The organism is Rothia sp. HMSC069C03 (assembly GCF_001811075.1).
In the GTDB taxonomy this organism is placed as follows: domain Bacteria; phylum Actinomycetota; class Actinomycetes; order Actinomycetales; family Micrococcaceae; genus Rothia; species Rothia mucilaginosa.
Genome location: NZ_KZ627137.1, coordinates 139,774 through 159,387, shown reverse-complemented (window position 1 = coordinate 159,387; position 19,614 = coordinate 139,774). Strand labels below are relative to the sequence as shown.

The 19,614-nt window shown below is 59.0% G+C and carries 17 protein-coding genes and 1 tRNA gene; 4 read left to right on the top strand and 14 right to left on the bottom strand.

The window, feature by feature from the left end; translation table 11 throughout:
* Positions 1-88 precede the first annotated feature (88 nt).
* From HMPREF2779_RS04835 to HMPREF2779_RS04780, 12 genes are all read right to left on the bottom strand, one after another.
* Positions 89-742 carry a GNAT family N-acetyltransferase gene (locus tag HMPREF2779_RS04835; protein WP_105360968.1) on the bottom strand — a complete coding sequence of 218 codons (654 nt, stop codon included), beginning with the start codon at positions 740-742 and terminating at the stop codon, positions 89-91.
* A gap of 274 nt (positions 743-1,016) precedes the next feature.
* Positions 1,017-3,014, bottom strand: coding sequence for a PTS sucrose transporter subunit IIABC (locus tag HMPREF2779_RS04830; protein WP_105360967.1), 1,998 nt, complete (start codon positions 3,012-3,014; stop codon positions 1,017-1,019).
* A 241-nt stretch (positions 3,015-3,255) separates the two neighbouring features.
* Complete coding sequence (locus HMPREF2779_RS04825) at positions 3,256-4,797, bottom strand: glycoside hydrolase family 32 protein (RefSeq protein WP_070685698.1); 1,542 nt, start codon at positions 4,795-4,797, stop codon at positions 3,256-3,258.
* A gap of 324 nt (positions 4,798-5,121) precedes the next feature.
* Positions 5,122-5,496 (bottom strand): 50S ribosomal protein L7/L12, encoded by a 375-nt coding sequence (gene rplL, locus HMPREF2779_RS04820; RefSeq protein ID WP_070685701.1) that lies wholly within the window; start codon positions 5,494-5,496, stop codon positions 5,122-5,124.
* Positions 5,497-5,651: 155 nt separating this feature from the next.
* On the bottom strand, positions 5,652-6,182 hold the full coding sequence (gene rplJ / locus HMPREF2779_RS04815) for a 50S ribosomal protein L10 (protein WP_005504882.1): 531 nt from the start codon (positions 6,180-6,182) through the stop codon (positions 5,652-5,654).
* A 399-nt stretch (positions 6,183-6,581) separates the two neighbouring features.
* Positions 6,582-7,724, bottom strand: a complete 1,143-nt coding sequence (locus HMPREF2779_RS04810; RefSeq protein WP_070685703.1) for an ABC transporter ATP-binding protein — start codon at positions 7,722-7,724, stop codon at positions 6,582-6,584.
* A 212-nt stretch (positions 7,725-7,936) separates the two neighbouring features.
* Positions 7,937-8,926 (bottom strand): TDT family transporter, encoded by a 990-nt coding sequence (locus tag HMPREF2779_RS04805; RefSeq protein WP_070685706.1) that lies wholly within the window; start codon positions 8,924-8,926, stop codon positions 7,937-7,939.
* Positions 8,927-9,144: 218 nt separating this feature from the next.
* Positions 9,145-9,840, bottom strand: a complete 696-nt coding sequence (rplA, locus tag HMPREF2779_RS04800; protein WP_070685709.1) for a 50S ribosomal protein L1 — start codon at positions 9,838-9,840, stop codon at positions 9,145-9,147.
* Positions 9,841-9,977: 137 nt separating this feature from the next.
* A complete protein-coding gene (gene rplK / locus HMPREF2779_RS04795; RefSeq protein ID WP_005504870.1) occupies positions 9,978-10,406 on the bottom strand; it encodes a 50S ribosomal protein L11 in 429 nt (142 codons plus the stop codon).
* A 266-nt stretch (positions 10,407-10,672) separates the two neighbouring features.
* Positions 10,673-11,419, bottom strand: coding sequence for a transcription termination/antitermination protein NusG (gene nusG / locus HMPREF2779_RS04790; protein ID WP_070685712.1), 747 nt, complete (start codon positions 11,417-11,419; stop codon positions 10,673-10,675).
* 105 nt (positions 11,420-11,524) lie between these two features.
* Positions 11,525-11,803, bottom strand: coding sequence for a preprotein translocase subunit SecE (gene secE, locus HMPREF2779_RS04785; protein ID WP_070685715.1), 279 nt, complete (start codon positions 11,801-11,803; stop codon positions 11,525-11,527).
* A gap of 77 nt (positions 11,804-11,880) precedes the next feature.
* Positions 11,881-11,953, bottom strand: a tRNA-Trp gene (locus tag HMPREF2779_RS04780).
* Between the two features lie 353 nt (positions 11,954-12,306).
* Here HMPREF2779_RS04780 and HMPREF2779_RS04775 point away from each other — a divergent pair.
* Both HMPREF2779_RS04775 and HMPREF2779_RS04770 read left to right on the top strand, forming a co-directional pair.
* On the top strand, positions 12,307-13,509 hold the full coding sequence (locus tag HMPREF2779_RS04775; RefSeq protein WP_070685718.1) for a pyridoxal phosphate-dependent aminotransferase: 1,203 nt from the start codon (positions 12,307-12,309) through the stop codon (positions 13,507-13,509).
* Between the two features lie 472 nt (positions 13,510-13,981).
* Entirely contained in the window at positions 13,982-15,013 is a 1,032-nt protein-coding gene (locus HMPREF2779_RS04770; RefSeq protein WP_005504866.1) for a 6-phosphofructokinase, read from the top strand.
* A 124-nt stretch (positions 15,014-15,137) separates the two neighbouring features.
* On the opposite strand, the gene HMPREF2779_RS04765 is transcribed toward HMPREF2779_RS04770, so the two are convergent.
* Together HMPREF2779_RS04765 and HMPREF2779_RS04760 are read right to left on the bottom strand one after the other, a co-directional pair.
* Entirely contained in the window at positions 15,138-16,373 is a 1,236-nt protein-coding gene (locus HMPREF2779_RS04765; protein ID WP_070685721.1) for a CAF17-like 4Fe-4S cluster assembly/insertion protein YgfZ, read from the bottom strand.
* 65 nt (positions 16,374-16,438) lie between these two features.
* On the bottom strand, positions 16,439-17,128 hold the full coding sequence (locus HMPREF2779_RS04760; RefSeq protein ID WP_070685724.1) for a nitrobindin family protein: 690 nt from the start codon (positions 17,126-17,128) through the stop codon (positions 16,439-16,441).
* Between the two features lie 557 nt (positions 17,129-17,685).
* On the opposite strand from HMPREF2779_RS04760, the gene HMPREF2779_RS04755 reads away from it, so the two are divergent.
* Both HMPREF2779_RS04755 and mshD read left to right on the top strand, forming a co-directional pair.
* Positions 17,686-18,363, top strand: a complete 678-nt coding sequence (locus tag HMPREF2779_RS04755) for a winged helix-turn-helix transcriptional regulator (RefSeq protein WP_083311166.1) — start codon at positions 17,686-17,688, stop codon at positions 18,361-18,363.
* Positions 18,364-18,542: 179 nt separating this feature from the next.
* Complete coding sequence (gene mshD, locus HMPREF2779_RS04750) at positions 18,543-19,607, top strand: mycothiol synthase (RefSeq protein ID WP_070685726.1); 1,065 nt, start codon at positions 18,543-18,545, stop codon at positions 19,605-19,607.
* Positions 19,608-19,614: the final 7 nt, after the last annotated feature.

The following is a 19,614-nucleotide window of genomic DNA, read 5'->3' as shown; positions in this document are numbered from 1 at the left end:
AGAATAAAAATCCGCCCCACCGTGCGAGTGCTCACGGTGGGGCGGATTTTGTATATACATTTATCGGTTTTGTGAGCGTCCGGAAGTTTTAGGAGTTGCGCTGCACAATCTCGGTCGGGCCGATTCCGGGGTAGACCATGCCAACGGCGTGCGCCTTGGAGAAGATGCCGTGGAGCGGGCCGAGGGAGAAGAATCCGCGGCGCTCGTAGAGGCGTGCACTGTCGTAGGTCGATGCTTCGAGGTAGGCGGGGTAGTCGCCGATGCGTTCGGTACCGTAGTCGAGTAGCTGGGAGCCAATGCCCCGGCCACGATACTCTTCGAGAACACCAATGTTGAAGAGGTACCAGTGCTTGTACGCGGGACGGTACTTGAGCAGATGCAGCTCCATTAGGGTCGCCTTCAGCAGAGTCTTGCAGCCGAGCGCCTTGTAGTAGGCGCCAATCTGCTTGAGTTCGTTAGCGAAGGAACCTTCGTGGGATTCGGGGGTGTTCCAGAGGCAGACACCCACGATTTTTCCGGTGGTGTCGTCAATAGCAATGTCGATACGTCCGCGGCCCTGGAAGTTGCCGTAGACCTGCAGGGTCATGATTGCGCGGAGCTTGGCAAGTTCCTGTCGGCGGCTACCGCCTGCGATGACTGCCATCATGGCGGGATCTCCGTCGAATGCGGCAATCAGCACCTCGAGCGCATCTGCATATTCATGAGACTCGGCGGTGCGGACGGTATAGGAAGCTGAGGTCATATTCACCCTTTACAAAAGCTTGAAACTATACATAAATATTAGCTGGATTATTCACTCCTGGCTAATAAATTCTGCCTTATCAAGACATTTTTCATAGCCATGCATCGAATGTGTGCCAGCTTATATTGCACCAATATGCATAAATTTTACGAATATTTATTCATGTTATTTTTGCATTACTTTGCAGGAAAATTTGAACACCCCGCACCAGCTCTAGGAAGAGCGGTACGGGGTGTACATCACGTTGAGGTTATCTACTCACTAAGAGTGCAGACTATGCGTTAGCCTTTGCCTTCAGTGCAACCTTCAGGAGTGAATCTGCGCTGGTGACAGATGTGCCCGAAGCCTGGACATCCTCAACCGAGGCAGCTGCCTTCTTGGCATTGGTAATCACCATGGGGGTTGCCAGCGGGTAGCCTGCCGCCTTGATGGCGGGAATATCGAACTCGGCGATGACGTCGCCGCGCTTAACGGTGTCGCCCTTAGCAACCTTGGGCTCGAAGTGCTTGCCGTCGAGCTCAACGGTGTCCATGCCGATGTGCATCAGCAGATCCAGGCCATCCTCGGTGCGCAGACCGTATGCGTGGCCGGTGGGGAATGCAACGGTAATCTTGCCGTCAGCCGGCGCGTAGAGCTTACCTTCGGTGGGCTCCACTGCGGTGCCTGCACCCAGTGCGCCGGAGGAGAAGGTGGGATCCTTGACGTCAGCCAGCAGAACCACGGAACCGACCATATGGGAGCCGATTTCGACGCTCTCGCCAGCCTCAGTTGCTACAGCGGCAGCGGGAGCTGCAGCTGCTGCTGCGGGAGTAGCGGGAACAGGAGCGGCGGGTGCCTCAGCCTCCTCAGTGTTGCCAGCCTCAACCTTCTTACCCCAGATGAAGGAGGCAACGAAAGCGATGACGGTGGTCAGGATGAGGCAGCCGAAGAAGCCAGGAATACCAGCGCCAACAGTCGGTTCAATCGAGGGGAAGCCAAGGTAACCAGCAGCGCCCAGCTTACCCGCCTTAATTCCAAGAATAGAAGTAACCATCGAACCAATACCCGCGGAAACGATTGCAATGTAGAAGGGCCAGCGCAGAGCCAGGTTCACACCAAACATTGCGGGCTCGGTAATGCCGAGGAATGCGGAGGGTGCAGATGCCGAAGCAATACCCTTGATCTTCTTGTTCTTGGTGGTCAGTGCGACACCGGCTGCGGCAGCACCCTGCGCCACGTTAGACATGGAGGCAACGACGAAGATGAAGGAACCGCCGGTTGCCCACAGGCTCATCTCGATGGGCGGGAATGCCTGGTGCATACCGGTCATCACGATGAATGCGTAGAAAGTACCGAAGATCAGACCGCCGAGCGGGCCAGCAACGGTGTAGAGCCAGTTAATACCTTCACCCAGCCAGGTACCCAGCTGGAACATCGGCGGACCAACCAGCAGGAAGGTCAGGAAGCCGGTAATAAGGATGGTGAGGGTCGGGGTGAAGATGAAGTCGATGGTTCCCTTGAGGACCTTGTGGAAGAACTTCTCAATGTGGGAGAGGATGAAGGCAACCAGCATGATGGGCAGCACGGTGCCCTGGTAGCCCGCCTGCTGAACCTGCAGACCGAAGAGGTTCCAGTACTTCATCGGGTCGGTGCCTTCAGCACCCGCCAGGGATGCTGCGACGTTGTAGCCATTCATCAGGGCCGGGGATACCATTGCGGCACCCATGGTCATACCCAGGTAGGGGTTACCGCCGAAGACCTTGGTGGCGGAGAAGCCGACCAGCACGGGCAGGAAGGCGAAGGGAGCTGCGGAGAGCAGGTTGACGATATCCGCGAAGTCAGCCCACTCAGGGAAAAGTTCAATAACTGCCTGGGGGCCAAAAATACCCTTAGAGGTCAGGAGGCTATTGAGCGCCATCAGCATACCGCCACCAACCAGCACCGGGATGAGCGGCACGAAGATGTCAGCAATGGTCTTGATGAAGCGGGAGACAATGTTGCCCTGCTTGGAGGCAATTTCCTTGAGCTCGTCCTTGGATGCCTCGGGTGCGCCAGCAGCGATGAGGTGCTTATGCACCTCGTTGACGTCGCCGGGGCCGACGATGATCTGGAACTGGCCAGCGTTGAGGAAGCTACCCTTGAGGTCTTCGTCGTTGTCGATTGCTGCCTGATCGACCTTGTCCTGGTTCTTCAGGACGAGGCGAAGGCGGGTTGCGCAGTGTGCGGCTGCAACAATGTTGCCGGCGCCACCGACGTCCTTCAGCACGCGCTGTGCCACTGACTTGTGGTCCACGCTCGCTCTCCTTTGTTTGGAGCACCACCGTATGATGCTTTGTGAATGGGGTGGGGCATATGTCTGTGCGTGTATGTCATGTGTATGTCATACGTTTGACATATTGGATGTAAAACATCCTATCACGGGAAAGTTCTTAAAAGCGAGGGCTCACCCTCCACACGGAGAGTGAGCACTCAGACATATTCAGAAATTACCGGAAACCACCCGCGCGGGCGGCTCCTAACGCTTAGAAAACGACTTAGAGACGACCATACTCCAGGGACAGCACCTCGCCACCGGTCAGGCGGACGCGACGCTTATCACCCTTGAAGAAGGTGCGAGCGGTCATAACCTCAGCACCCATGGACGCGACCAACTTGCCGCCCACGTACAGTTCGGTAGCCGAGCCATCCACCAGCAGATCAAACTCGCGAATCTTCGAACGCTTCAGGGTGCGGCGACGCAGGCTACCACCCTCGGTGTAGCGAGTACCGCCACGGTCCATCTGCACAAAGTCCTTATCCAGGACAATGCTCAGAGCCACGCCGTGAGTGTCCTTAATCTTCAGCTTCACGCGCTCATCAGAGACGTTCACACGGCCGCGCAGACGGAAGGTCAGGGCGTTCTTCAGCTCCACGAGCTTGCCCTTCTCCTCCTCACGGTACAGAGGCTTCATCTCCATCGCGTCATTCAGCTGCGGAACCGGACGCTGGAAAATCTTGCCGTTACGCAGGTGCAGCTCACGCGGGTAGGTGAACATGTGCACCCAGCGGTGAGTCCACGAGGGCAGGTCGTCCTGGGCTGCGTTGCCCAGCCACGCGATCATCACCGGGGCATCGCCGCTCACGGTGTGCGGTGCCTTCGGGTCAGCAGTCAGGCCGGTACCGGAGATAGTCTGCGGAGCGTAGAACTCGAAACCTGCATCTAGCTCGGTGAAGGGGGTCTCCACGGTGAACTTGAGGGTCTCGTTATCCAACGAACCAACAATGTAGCCGCTCTGGAAAATGTTGTTGTACTTCTCGCCGAGGGGCTCCATGCCCTGCGGGCTGAAAATCAGCACGTCGCGGATCTCGCCGGTCAGCTCATCGCGCATGCTCAGCAGGGAGGGGCACTCGTACATGTAGGTGCCCTTGAGGGTCTTGTCCTTGATGCCCAGCTCGCCGCGGAAGGTCCACTCGCGGCGATCCTTGGAGGTGTACACGACCACAGCGCCGGTCAGGTCCTCACGCTGAGCGCCAATAACCATCCACCATTCGCCGTTACGTTCAAAGACGTGCGGGTCACGGTAGTGCGCGGTGTAGCCCTTCTCTGGACCAGAAATCAGCGGGGGCAGCTGACGGGTCGGCTTCGCGTCCTCACCCGCAGTTGCAAGGATCTGGTAGGTTTCGCGGTTGCCCTTTTCGTCCTTCACGTTACCGGTGTAGAAGAACTCAAAACCGCCGGGAACCTTAATACCCGAGCCGGAGTAGCAGCCGTGCGAATCGTAGCGGCTATCGGGCACCAGGGCGGTACCCTCATCAGTCCAGTGGGTCAGGTCCTCGCTCACCGCATGACGCCAGTAGACCATACGCTCCGGATGCAGGGGCGAGTACTGGTAGAAGGCGTGGTAGCGCTTACCGTCGAAGACCAGGCCGTTCGGGTCGTTCAGGCGACCCACGGGAGGCGCCAGGTGCAGTGCCGGGTAATCGCGATCTTCACGAACACCGGCGCCGAAAGCGTCCAGAATCTGCTGTGCTTCAGCCGCCAGATCGCGGGCGGGTCGCTCGGTCGCGCTCTTCTTCTTTTTCTTCTGCTCGCTCATGTCTATCCGCTTTCGTGCAAAGGAATGTCTGGGTTGTCTCATCCCATCATACGGCACCTCTGACCCGTTGCCGGGCTCTAGGAGAGAGGAACCACAATGCTCTCAGCCTCTCTCATCCGGGGCACAGTGCGGTCACAGCGGCTTATACCGCCGTCCGCCGAGTATATGGCACATACCCCGTTTGCTACAGGAGAAAAAGGGCTGATACGGCAAAACCCGCCGCCTCACCCAGCATAGTGGGGCGAGGCGGCGGGTGCCGTTAAATGCCGCGGGGCGGCGCATCCATAAGATGCACCGCCCGCGTAAGAATCGAGAAGAAGTCGATTACTTGAGGGTGATGGTTGCGCCAGCAGCCTCGAGCTGCTCCTTAGCCTTCTCAGCGTCTTCCTTGGAAACGCCCTCGAGCAGAGTCTTGGGAGCGCTGTCAACCAGGTCCTTTGCTTCCTTCAGGCCGAGGGAGGTCAGGGCACGAACTTCCTTGATCACTGCGATCTTCTTGTCGCCAGCGGACTCCAGGACAACGTCGAACTCGGACTTCTCTTCAGCAGCCTCGCCTGCTGCGCCGCCTGCTACAACTGCAACGGGAGCAGCTGCGGTGACGTCGAACTCTTCCTCGAATGCCTTGACGAACTCGGAAACCTCAACGAGGGACAGTTCCTTGAATGCTGCAATGAGTTCTTCGATGGACAGCTTAGCCATTGTTTGGCTCCTTCACTATCTGGTGCGGGCTGACGCCCGCGGTGTAAATCTTCAGTACCTACCCGAGAGGGTCGGTCAAATTTAGGGTGCGTTACACGCTATTCGCGTTCACGCTGCTGAGTATCTCAGCGCTGGTGCAGTAGCACGAAAGGGGCTTATGCCTCTTCCGAAGCCTCCTCGGCAGCAGCGGGAGCTGCGCCTTCCTGCTCCTCCAGCTTGACGCGCAGTGCGTCCACAACCTGTGCGATGCGTGCGATGGTAGCCTTTGCACCACCTGCAACCTTGGACAGCAGAACCTCGCGGGATTCCAGGTCAGCGTAGCGCTTGACGTCGTCCTCGGTCAGAGCGGCACCTTCGTAGTAACCGTTCTTCACAATCAGCTGGGGGTTAGCCTTGGCAAAGTCACGCAGGCCCTTAGCAGCATCAATCAGGTCGCCCTTGATGAATGCCAGTGCGGAGGGACCCTGGAGGTGGCCTTCGAATGCGTCGATGCCAGCTTCCTTAGCTGCGATAGCAGCCAGCGTGTTCTTCACCACGGCGTATTCGGTCTCTGCACCGAGTGCGCGGCGCAGCTCCTTGAGCTGTGCAACAGTGAGACCGCGGTATTCGGTCAGGATGACTGCGTTCGAAGCTTCGAAGAGTTCCTTCAGCTCGGATACTGCAGCGATCTTTTCCTGAGTCGCCATGGTAGTTCCTTCTTCCGATTCTTGTAAGGTCGCCGGTAGAGCCTCGAAGCATTTATTACAAGCAATAAAAAATGCCCCGACGCGTAGGCGTACGAGGCACGATAGACGGCACCCTAAATCAGGGCAACGACTATTCACTTCGAGTTACCTACGCGGGCGGCGATTTCTAGTGAAATCTGCTCTTATCAGAACTCTGTTCTTCGTCTCCACCGAGGTGGCGATAAAGGACATAGTTCTAGACCGGCGGTCTTTGGTTCATTCATCATCTCAGGTTAAAGCCCGAGTCGCAAGTTAAAAACGTGATTAAGCGGGATTAATCACTTAAAGACCCCTTTTAAGCCAAATAACCGCTCTTTCTCCCACCTAAAAGGCCCGATTGAAAGGCCCAGAAACCGTGTTCTAGAGGTAAAAGCGCTTTCCGCCCGAGAACAAGAAGCAGCGCTCCGCCGCCACCCCCAGGTGCACCCGCTCACCTGCACCCAGGAAGGTACTGTTCGGGGAGGTGCCGCTCAAGGAGCCGCCCTGCGCATCCGAGATAAAGAACTCAAGCTCCTGACCGGCACGCACTCGGGCACTCAGCTCAGAATCCGCCGAAGCCCGCCGAGATTCCAGAGGCAGGGACACAGCTTCCACCAGACGCGCACGGTACAGCATGCCACCCACCAGATGGCGGCTGCCGAGCACTTGCACCGGCAGAGCATGAGCAGCGTCTGCCGCCACAGGGCACAGAGCGGTCGCACGAATCGCCAACTCGCACCCAACAGGAAGCGACTCCGAATCCTCAAGGGCCAAAAGGTTCAGCGCAGGTGCCGCCAAAAGCTTCGCCACCTGCAGAGTATGCGGATGCGCCAGCAGTCGCTCCGGAGTGTCTACCTGCACCAGGTAGCCAGAATCCATGACCGCCACCCGTTGCCCCAGCATGAGCGCCTCATTCTGATCATGGGTCACGTACAGGCCCGTAAAACCGTAACGCTCATGCAGGCGCACAATATCGGCACGAATACTCGCACTCATCTGCTCATCCACACTCGCCAGCGGCTCATCAAAAAGAACCACCGGGGCACGACGAATCAAAGCACGCGCAATACCCACACGCTGAGCCTGACCACCCGACAGTTGCGAAGGCTTACGGGACTCCAGCCCCTCAAGTTTCAAAGCCTCCAGCAGCTCACGGTAGTAGTCCATATCAACCCGACCGGCGAACGCGCCCAGCCGGGTCGGAAACAGAATATTGTCCTTCACGCTCAGGTGCGGGTACAGAATAGGGCGCTGAAACACCACCCCCACCGAGCCGCGTTCCAGAGGCTGACCGGCGTAGGTCACCCGACCGGCGCTCGGCTCCTCAAGGCCGGCAATAATACGCAGCAGGGTCGACTTACCCGTGCCCGAAGAACCAACCAGAGAAATCAACTCACCGGGGTGCACGTCCAAGTCAATCTCATTCAGAACCGTCGTATCGGTGCCGAAGGTCTTAGCGACACCTCGAATACGCAGGTCTTCAAAAGGCTCCGCCGCGGCAGAAGAGTAGGATGCAGAAGTCATTCCCCCATTATCGCCGAAACTTGTGCCCTGCACGGGTTCAGAAGATAAGCGCCGTCATAAACAAACGCCTCAGCCTGCACGCCGCCTGTCTGGAGAAAGACCACACAGGAAAGCCCCCCCCCAACAAGAAAGATTAGGCATGGCAAAGCCCCGGACCACGCATCCGGGGCTCACACCATATGCCTAAAAATGCCTCAAGCAGCAAGAGGACCCTAGCGCCGACCCACCAGCAGACGCCCCTGTGACGCCACATACGCCACACCGCCCCACAGGAAGACCAAGAAACCGGTACCAATCACCATCAGCACAATACCCAGCGGGTTCAGCACGTTCGCGGCGCTCAAATGCACGCCGGTAGAAACCATTGCACCCATACCGAAGGAGAAACCCCACAGGCTCATGGAGAAGCCGCCCTCCATAATCCAGGGCAGCAGGCGCATCAGGAAAATCAGCTGCAAAATGCCGTAACCGGTCATGATGAGGAAGAACCAGTCCACCGTGCCACCATTAGCCGCCAGGTACGCGTTACCTCCCACAAACGGCGGAGCCAGCTGCACACCCATCAGGCCGCGCTCACCAACGTTCATCGGAGCCAGGTTACGCAGACGATTCAAAATTGCAGACTCCACGCTAAACCACGAAATCAGGCCCGCGCCGAAGAAAAGCATCGCTGCGTCCTTCCAACCCATCATGCCCATCGCGGTTGCCGTCGCAAAGTTCGTCGCAACCGTCGGCAGGTACAGTACCGGGGTGGTCGCCTCCGCCACGTGGGTACCGCGCCACATACCCGCAATGCGGTGGGAGGCAAAGTACAGCTGCCCCAGAGCACCAAGAACCGCCAGGGCGTAACCCAGGTAGGACAGGTACGGGAAGACCGTCGCGCCCATCTGCGCGGTCGTCGCCGGAATCAACGAAAAGAAGCAGCATCGTACCGGATGTGCCCACTGCTCCCGCAACCACGGGCGGAAATTCAACACCGCAACAACCATAGCGGCAATCAGAATCAGCCACACCACAGTGGCGAAGGCAAGAATCGCCTCACCCACCCAGGCGGAAGCCATATCCGCGGAGGCGGCGGCACGCCATGCCGCACCCAGGGCACCGGTACCCAGTGCCATCGCGAAGTAGTTGACGGGAATCGGGAAGGGACGGGCGGTAGCCTGCGCCGAGGGAGTCGAAGAAGCCGATAAAGGCTGAGTCATGGATAAATCCTTGAGGTCTGCTTGAGCCCGCGCATCAGGCGAGCTGAACTAGGCTGATAAGAACGAAGTGTGTGCGCTGTTTATTCTAACGGGCTCGCCGCAGATATATTCCAGAACATACAGACAGAGATGCAGAAGAGCAGGCATAAAAAATCACCCCCGACGCCTAAACGCCGGGGGCGACTACTAGCTCATGCTAGAAGCTACAGGTGCATACCTTAGGCAGCAACGGCAGCCGGATCAACGGGGATGCCGGGGCCGAAGGTGGTAGCAACGGTTGCCTTGGAGATGTAACGGCCCTTAGCCGAAGAGGGCTTCAGACGGTTAACCTCTTCCAGAGCTGCCTGGAAGTTCTCCTCGAGCTGCTCAGCGGTGAAGGAAGCCTTACCGATGATGAAGTGCAGGTTGGAGTTACGGTCAACGCGGAAGTCGATCTTACCGCCCTTGATGTCTGCAACAGCCTTTGCAACATCCATGGTCACGGTACCGGTCTTGGGGTTCGGCATCAGGTTACGGGGACCCAGGATCTTACCCAGGCGGCCGACCTTGCCCATCATGTCGGGGGTTGCAACCGCTGCGTCGAAGTCAGTCCAGCCGCCAGCGATCTTTGCGATCAGCTCGTCGGAACCAACGTAGTCAGCGCCAGCTGCCTCAGCCTCAGCAGCCTTGGGGCCTGCTGCGATAACGACCACGCGAGCGGTCTTACCGGTGCCGTGGGGCAGGTTCACGGTACCGCGAACCATCTGGTCTGCCTTACGGGGGTCAACGGACAGACGCATTGCAACCTCAACGGTTGCGTCGGTGTTGGTGGAAGAGGTTTCCTTCGCCAGGGCAACTGCCTCAGCGGGGGTGTAGAGCTTACCCTCTTCAATCTTGGCTACAGCTGCCTTGTACGCCTTGCTGCGCTTTGCCATCTGCTTTTCTCCTTATGCAGTTGTGGTCTCGTGAGCCGCGCTCGGCTCTGCCACATCCCGTCCATACGACGGGCATTTACAAGTTCTGTGTAGAAAAATCTACGGTGCCGATTACTCGGCTATTCGGCGAACCGAAATTACTCGACGGTGATACCCATGGAACGAGCGGTACCTGCGATGATCTTGGAAGCAGCATCCAGGTCGTTTGCGTTCAGGTCGGGCATCTTGGTCTCAGCGATCTCGCGCACCTGAGCCTCGGTCAGCGAACCAACCTTGGTGGTGTGAGGAACAGCGGAGCCCTTAGCAACGCCAGCAGCCTTCTTGATCAGCTGGGAAGCCGGAGGGGTCTTGGTGATGAAGGTGAAGGAGCGATCCTCGTAGACGGTAATCTCAACGGGGATGATGTTACCGCGCTGCGACTCGGTTGCAGCGTTGTATGCCTTGCAGAACTCCATGATATTCACACCGTGCGAGCCCAGTGCGGGGCCAACGGGGGGAGCCGGGTTAGCGGCGCCTGCCTGGATCTGCAGCTTGATGAGGCCAGTGACCTTCTTCTTGGGAGCCAATGTAGGGTCCTTTTCTTAGCTGGGAACCGACGCACAGGAGCGTACGCCGGCAAGACGGTGACCGTGGCGCGGTCACCCGTGCATCCGCATGAAAGCGTGACATGCGCATACACAAACCAACATTCTAGCGTTAATCAGCGACTTAATCCAGCGCCAGCTAGCAGAAAGAGTAAACCTCACCTGCACAGCCGCCGCCGGCTATACAGCCGCTACAAAATATGAGCCCCACACCGAAGTGCGAGGCTCATATTCACACGCTAAAAACGTTAAATCTTTTCGATTTCGGTGAAGCTCAAGGTCACCGGGGTGTCGCGGCCGAAGACGGAAATCATCACGACAATCTGCTGGGACTCGCCCTTAATCTCCGAAACGGTAGCGTCCATACCCTCGAAAGCACCGGACTTCACGCGGACGTTCTCGCCCACCGTGTAGTCGGACTCGATAACGGGCTTGGAAACAGGCAGGCCCTGGCTCTGCTGCTGCTCTTCGAAGACCGGCAGGAGCATGTCGAAAACCTCGTCCATGCGCAGCGGGACCGGGTTGTACGCATCCTGACCCACGAAGCCAGTCACACCGGGGGTGTGGCGGACAACACCCCACGAGTGGTCGGTCAGTTCCATACGCACCAGAACGTAACCGGGAACGCGCACGCGGCGGACGGTCTTCTTCACGGTGTTCTTGAACTCAACCACGGTCTCCATGGGAACCTGAACCTCGAAGATCTCATCTTCAGCTTCCAGGTTCTGGATACGGGTCTCGATACCGGTCTTCACCTTGTTCTCGTAACCGGAGTAGGTGTGCACCACGTACCAGTCGCCCATCTGACGGCGCAGCTTGGACTTGAATTCTTCCAGAGCGTCGACTTCCTCAGCCGCCTCAGCAGCTGCTTCAGCTACCTCGACAGCCTCGGTAGCTTCCTCAGCCTGCTGCTCAATAGCCGCAGACTCCTCAGTAGCCTCAGCAGCGGCTACCTCGACCTCTTCAATCTCGGATACCAGTTCCTGCTCGGACACGTCGCTCCTACTTTCTATCGTTAATCATCTAGAGGGGACTCCCACTCGCCAATGCGCTGAGGGAAATCACTGATGGGGCACCCCAGAATTAGGATGCAGCCAGTACTAGTTACGCTGAATCGTTCCGTTACCGAAAATCCAGAATGCTCCCTGGCCGAAAAGATAATCCAGACCAGAAATGAGCAAGAGCATCACCACGACGAAGAACAGAACAGCAAAGAAGTAGCCAACCAGTTCGCGTCCGGTGGGAGTAGTAACCTTCTTCAACTCCGCAATAACTTCACGGAGGAATGCAAAAATACGGCCGAAGAAACCGAGCTTCTTATCGCTCTTCGACGATGCGCCGGGCTTAACAACCTTCTCGGCGGTAGCAGACGATGCCATTTCTTCTGCCCCTTTCTGAGTCTAAAAAAGTACGCCCGGGGAACGGGCGTACAAAGATGTTATTGAGGCAATAAAAGCAGGGCGGACAGGACTCGAACCTGCAACCTGCGGTTTTGGAGACCGCTGCTCTACCAATTGAGCCACCACCCTTTGAAGCGTTAACTTCAGGTGTGAGAGTTGCTTCTCACGTGTCTACTCCTCCATTGCCTCCTAAGCCGTGGCTTTAGAGGGGCAAACAATTACACCCTTGCGGGTGCAGAACTAACTGTAAACCATCTTTCGGGGCCGATGCAACTTCAAAATGTAATATTTTTCGAAAAACCTCTTGAGATACCTTGACGAAGGGTTCCGTATCGCTACTAGTGGACCGTATCCTATTACAAGGAACGCCGCACACACCCGCGCCCATCACGCGCGGATTGGTCCCACACGCGCATTCCCATCACCTATTTCCTTGTCGACTTCACGCCGGCAGCGCACAAGAAGAAAGAGAAGAGAGCCCCATGGCGCGTATTTCAAGCCGCATCGGTGCCATCGCACCCTCCGCAACCCTTGCCGTCGACGCAAAGGCAAAAGCACTCAAGGCTCAGGGACGCCCCGTCATCGGTTTCGGCGCAGGCGAACCGGACTTCCCCACCCCCGCGCATATTGTGGACGCAGCACGCGAAGCGCTCAACGACCCCAAGAACTTCCGCTACTCCCCCGCGTCCGGTCTTCCCGAACTGAAGAAGGCAATCGCGGAAAAGACCCTGCGCGACTCCGGCGTAGAGATTGACCCCTCCCAGGTTGTCATCACCAACGGCGGCAAGCAGGCGGTCTACCAGGCATTCGCAACCGTCATTGACGAAGGCGACGACGTCCTGTTGCCCGCACCCTACTGGACCACCTACCCCGAGTGCATCCGCCTGGCAGGCGGCAACCCCATCGAGGTGTTCGCCGGTAGCGACCAGCACTACAAGGTCACCGTCGAGCAGCTCGAAGCCGCCTACACCCCCGCAACCAAGGCGCTCATCTTCGTCTCCCCTTCCAACCCGACCGGTGCTGTCTACACCGAAGAGGAAACCCGCGCTATCGGCGAATGGGCTCTGTCCAAGGGCATTTTCGTGCTGACCGACGAGATCTACGAACACCTCACCTATGACGGTGTTCAGGCAGTCTCCATCCTGAAGGCAGTACCCGAGCTCGCTGACCTGTGCGTCATCCTCAACGGCGTGGCAAAGACCTACGCCATGACCGGTTGGCGTGTGGGCTGGATGATTGGCCCGCGCGATGTCATCGCCGCAGCCTCCAACCTGCAGTCCCACATGACCTCCAACGTCAACAACATCGCCCAGCGCGCAGCTCTTGCCGCTCTGACCGGTCCGCAGGACGACGTGGAAATCATGCACGCCGCGTTCGACCGCCGCCGCCGCACCATCGTCGACGGCCTGAACGCTATTGAAGGCGTGCGCTGCCCCATACCCACCGGCGCGTTCTACGCCTACCCGGACGTACGCGAACTGCTCGGCAAGGAAATTGAAGGCGTACGCCCGCAGACCACCGCAGAGCTGGCTGAGCTCATCCTCGAAAAGGCTGAGGTCGCCGTAGTTCCCGGCGAGGCATTCGGCCCCAGTGGCTACCTGCGCCTCTCCTACGCCCTGAGCGACGAGGACCTGGCGGAGGGTCTGGCACGCCTGCAGAAGTTCCTCGGTCAGGCACGCGACTAGTTCCGTCCCCCTCTGAGCGCGCCTGCTGAACCTGCAACTCACCCCGTGGGAAGCGGTTCAGACGTGGGATAAACCGGTGCGAAACGATCAATCACAGGACTATTGACCGTTTTTTGTCCTAAAAACGGAGAATCCCACAAATATTTAAAAATATTTTTAAAACGAATGAGGCTTCCCGCATCTTTACAGATGTGAGGAAGCCTCATTCGCTTCTTCGGTGCCATAGGTGGGAAAGGGCGGCTATTTGTGTTTCAAACCCAAACATACAGGTACTAAAAACCTGAACTTTTCAGCACCGAAACGGGCGTTCCCACGGCTTTCCACCACTACCCACATAACCCAAACATCGCTAAAATAGAGACCAAGAGAACGACCTCCCGACCGGCGAACATTCGCGTGCCGAATTCGTGGAGGTCATAGTTATATACACGCGCGCACAACACCTAAAACGCGCAGACATTAGGAGCCAACTATGAAGATCGGTCTGCTTACTTCCGGCGGCGACTGCCCCGGCCTGAACGCTGTCATCCGCGGCGCTGTCCTCAACGGCGTCAAGAAGTACGGCTACGAGTTCGTCGGCTTCCGTGATGGCTGGCGCGGCGTCGTTGAAGGCGACTACATGGACCTGCCCCGTCAGAAGGTCCGCGGCCTGGCAGCCCAGGGCGGCACCATCATCGGTACCTCCCGCACCAACCCCTTCGACGGCCCCAACGGTGGCCCCGAAAACATCGAAATCATGATGGAACGCCACGGCATCGACGCAATCGTCGCTATCGGCGGTGAAGGCACCCTCGCAGGCGCAAAGCGCCTGGCAGACGCAGGCCTGCCCGTCATCGGTGTCCCCAAGACCATTGACAACGACCTGCGCGCAACCGACTACACCTTCGGCTTCGACACCGCAGTGTCCATCGCAACCGAGGCTATGGACCGCATCCGCACCACCGGTGAATCGCACCACCGCTGCATGGTTGCAGAGGTCATGGGCCGCCACGTCGGCTGGATTGCACTGCACTCCGGTATGGCAGCAGGCGCACACGCAATCCTAATCCCCGAGGTTAAGGTCTCTATGGAACAGGTCGCTGAATGGGTCAAGGAAGTACACGACCGCGGCCGTTCTCCCCTGGTTGTCGTTGCTGAAGGCTTCATCCCCGAAGGCTTCGACGACGTCATGGCAAACAAGGGTACCGAAAAGGACGGTCGTCCCCGCCTCGGTGGCATTGGTGAGTACATCACCCACGAGATCGAGAAGATGACCGGCGTCGAGACCCGTAACACCATCCTGGGCCACATCCAGCGCGGTGGCGCACCCACCGGCTACGACCGCGTGCTCGCAACCCGCCTGGGCATGGGCGCAGTCGACATGGTCGCTCAGAAGCAGTGGGGCAAGATGGTCTCCGTGCAGGGCACCGAGATCAAGTACGTACCCCTCGAAGAGGCACTGGACGGCCTGAAGTCCGTACCTCAGGAACGCTGGGAAGAAGCAGCCGTCCTCTTCGGCCGCTAAACCCCGCAAGCTCAGCAAGCTCGCTAAGCACTCATACTTAAACCGCGGAGGCGGGCACTCGTAACGGGTGCCCGCCTCCGCGGTTTTATATTGGTCGTCAGATGCTATTGCGTAGCCAGATGCTCTAGCGCTTCAGGAAGTCCTGACCCGCCAAAGAACGACGCGCCACCTCACCGGACTCCGGTGAAACCACCGTCGTCTGAGCCACCGCGTACTCGGTCGCCGGTGCCGGCGAACCATCGGGCAGGAAGTCGCCGCCATCAACCGCACGCAAAGGCACCTGCGGGTCAACGCCGCGCTTAATCACAGCCAGAGCAATCGGGCCCGCCTCATGATGCAACGCCACCGAGGTAATACGACCGACCGGGCGGGACTTGCCCTCCACTAACAGCTCGCTACCTGCCGCCGGCAGGGTGTGCTCCGAACCGTCAATATCCAAGAACACCAGGCGGCGCGGCGGGCGGCCCAGGTTATGCACGCGAGCCACCGTCTCCTGGCCCTTGTAGCAGCCCTTATCGAAATGCACAGCCGTACGGGTGTAATCCAGCTCCTGCGGGATGGTCTTATCGTCAGCCTCAGTGCCGTAGCGCGGGCGCCACGCCTCAATACGCAGAGCCTCCGCAGCCCACAGACCCGCAAAACGCGCGTCCGAAGACTCAGCCAGGGCGGGCAGAACAGAGCGCGGCACGATGCTCAAGAAACGCACGTAGTCCGCACCCGGGTGAGCATCGCCCGCCTCATCGTAGCGGTAGCTACCCGGTGCCGGAGTGTGCCAAGGGTCCTCCCACACCAGCGGCTTGCACTCAGCGAGCGCCGGATGCACCGAACCGTTCTGCAGGATCGGGTTGCGGGCACTCTCCAGTACCGCGTACTCGTCGCTGAGGTTCTGCACCTCAACGCGCATCATGAACTTCATGCGGTTTAGGTAATCGGTCAGCGGCTGTGCCTGGTTGCCCTCAACGATCAGCCAGAGTGCCTCGCCGTCTTCAATTGCGGCGGGTGCGTACTCCACGCGGCCCTGAGGGGAAAGCAGCAGGAACTCGCGGCTCTCCCCGGCGGTCATGCCGGTCAGAATCTGCGAGGCAATGGAGGTCAGCCAGGTCTGGCGGTCCGGCCCCTCAACACGCACCACCCCCAGGGAGGAGCGGTCCACTAGCACCAGCGGTTCGCTTGCCTCGGCGGAGCGGTCGAAGCTGAGGGTGCGCTGCTCCAGCATGGGGTTGCCGTAGTGTGCGGCGACGCCGGCATCCAGCCCGGAGGCGGCAAAAGCGCCGTGCAGGCCCAGCAGGGGGCTCACCGGGCGGGCGGCATCGGGCTGGGGTACCTCAGCCTGAGGCGCTTCAAGCGAAGATTCAGTCACGGAAGGTGCACCTTTCACGCAAAGAGTCTGCCCCGCCGACCGGCGGGGCAGACACAAGTTATTTATTAGGCGGTGGGCTCGGAGCCGGGCTCGCCGGTGGGCTCTTCGCCATCCAGGGAACCGAACATCGAGGTGCCCAGGGAATCGCCGGTCATCGAGGAGGTCTTGCGCAGTTCAGCGGAGGCGTGCTTGTGCAGCTTACCCTCAGCGTCTGCGATCTCCCAGTCCCACATGAGGTTGCCGTTGACCAGGCCCCACAGGCGCACGGAGCCGGCGTAGTCGTGGGAAATATCATCGCGTAGCAGGTTGCCGGTCTGCATGCGAATAACCGGGCCCTTGACCATGCCCACGTAGTTTTCGCTAATACCGCCGGGGTGCGCAATGGTTGCCAGCAGAGAGAAGCCGTCGTCCGCGTTGCGCAGGGTCTCAACGCTCTCGGCGCTGGGGAAGGCGGGTACAACGTCCTTGGGGACAATGCCGAAGCCGCCGTCGGCGTCGGTCAGGGGGCGGTCAATCTGCCAGAAACCGGTTTCAACGGTGATGGGGCGCAGCTTCTGACCCTCGTCATCGAGCAGGAAAGACTCAGCGCGGTATTCGATGAAGGGCAGACCATCCTGCTCAAAAGTAACAATCTGGCCGAAGGGGGTGTTTTCCTGGCCTTCGTACCACATGGTTCCGGTGCCTTCCCAGGTGCCGAGCAGCCATGCGAAGGGAACAAGTTCAGGGGTTAGGTTGGTAGGGATTTCAATAGCCATACTTTCTATTTTAGTACCCGTGCGTACAACAGTAGCCTGTTCGTTCGCTCACGGCACGGGGTAGCGCCGCCTCCTGCCGAGTAAACGGTACGGCGGGCAGCATAAAGAAAACCCCCAACCGGAGGGGACCGGGTGGGGGTTCACGCCGTCATTGGCGAGGCGGTGCGAACCGTACGACCGCCTAAAGCCCTGTGTGGGCGATGCTTCTGCTCTGTGCGGGAAGACTACTTCTGGCCGCTGAAGAGGCCACGCAACACTGCGAATGCACCGATACCGATGCACACGGAGATAATAGCCATCAGCGACATGAAGAGAGCTTCAAGAGCCATAAGATTGTTTTCCATGCCTTAAACCTACCATAGACTCCCTCTGAAAAGGGTGCAGAATCGGTGCTAAAGACATACTGGACAGAGCTATCGGCAGCGACCTGCGCAGACGGGCGAGTAAACAGTCCGGTATACGATATCTGCATCTGCTCTTTACCGCCTCCACAGCTGCACCATAGGCGGGCGAGTACACTAGAAAGAGCCTAATATTTTACCGGGAAAGGAGAGGGTGTGTACCGTATTGTGCTTCTGAGCGATACCGCCGCGCAGGATATGATCCCCTCGCTGAGCCTCCTCAGCCACAAGGTACACGTCTTCCCCCTCGACACTGCCCACACCACCCTCGAATCTGAGACTTTCGACCTGCTCATGGTCGACGCCCGCACCGCACTCGTCAAAGCACGCCAATGCGCCCAGCTATTGCGCGCCACCGGCGTACAGTTGCCGCTCATCGCGCTCCTGAATGAAGGCGGTATGGCGGCGGTTGCAGCCTCCTGGCAGGTTGACGATATTGTTTCTGACCAGGCGTCCCCCTCCGAAATGGATGCGCGCCTGCGCCTCGCCATCAAGAGCGACGCAGCCGCAGAAGAAGAGAACTCCGAAGAGCGCATCGTGCGCGCGGGCAACCTCATCATTGACACCCAGGCGTACTCGGCGCACCTCTCCGGCACCGCTCTGAACCTGACCTTCAAAGAGTTTGAACTGCTCAAGTTCATGGCTCAGCACCCCGGACGCGTCTTCTCCCGCGCCCAGCTGCTCTCCGAGGTGTGGGGTTACGACTCCTACTACGGTGGCACCCGCACCGTGGACGTGCACGTGCGTCGTCTGCGTTCCAAGCTCGGCACCGAATACGAGCAGATGATTTCGACCGTGCGTAACGTGGGCTATTCCTTCAACAGCACCCGCTAAATTTTGGGGTTCCAACCCCTGTTTTGGTGTACCCGTTATGAAGTAGCCTCGCCGCTGAGCCGAGTACCAGAATGTGTAAATGTTCCGGTTCTTGTCATATTCGCCCAGGACGAAGAACAAACTCTTCAAAGAGCAACTATCCCCGGTAGAGTTGAATCAGAAGGCTACGAAAGAAGGCGATGATGGTACACAGTCAGACACCCAATCCCTCCACCCTGCCCGCTGAAAGCTCCCTTGTTTACGCGGAACCGCAGCTCACCGAAGAGCTGCTGGAACGATTCGATTCCTTTGCGCAGAAGGTTGCCCGCCATGACGGCGTCTCGGCGTTCTCTGAGCAGACCCGCGTTGAGCTGAGCAAGGCATTGCGCGAAAGCGCCCTCACTCCTCCGCGTTTCTTTGTCGCCGAGGATAACGGCACCCTCGCCACTATCTTTGTGGCGCTCACCCCCGCCAGCAACGAAGACACCGGCGTGATTGAGGCAGCCGTCGCCCCCGAATACCGCGGACGAGGCGCCGGCAGCACATTCTTCGACCACGCCGTCCGCCAGCTGGGAGAAGACGCCGTACGATACCGACTCTGGGTTCACGGCAGCGCCACCGACACCGGCATTGAAAGCCCCGCCCACGCGTTCGCGACCCTGCACGGTTTCGAGCCGGTGCGCGTGCTGTACAAGATGGTTCTGCCCCTGGACGCTCAGACCCGCGAAGAGCTCGTGGAACGCTCCGACGCGCGCACTCTGCCGGAGAACCTGCGGATGCGCACCTTCACCGGCGCGGATGAGTTCCCCTGGTTGCGCGTGAACGCCGCAGCTTTTGCGCACCACCCGGAGCAGGGCAAGCTCACCCTTGCCGATTTGCGCGAGCGCACCGGCTCCCCCTGGTTCCGTCCCGAGGGTTTCTTCATCGCCTCCGAGGTGGATGATGACTCCGCCATTGCGGCATTCACCTGGACGAAGATCCCGACCGGTCAGGAGCAGGGAGAGCTGTCCCCCTCAGGGGAGATTTACGTGGTGGGCGTGAACCCGCAGGCGCAGGGAGGCGGCCTGGGCCGAACCCTCACCCTGCGCGCGCTGGCATACCTGGCATGCGCTGAGGACGAGAATGGCGAGCCGCTGCGCGCCATCGACCTGTACGTGGATGCCGATAACACCACCGCATATTCCCTCTACACTTCGTTGGGTTTCGGCGTAGCGACGGTTGACCGCATGTACGCCCCCGCCCAGCAGGACGCACCTGCCGCCTAGCTTTTGG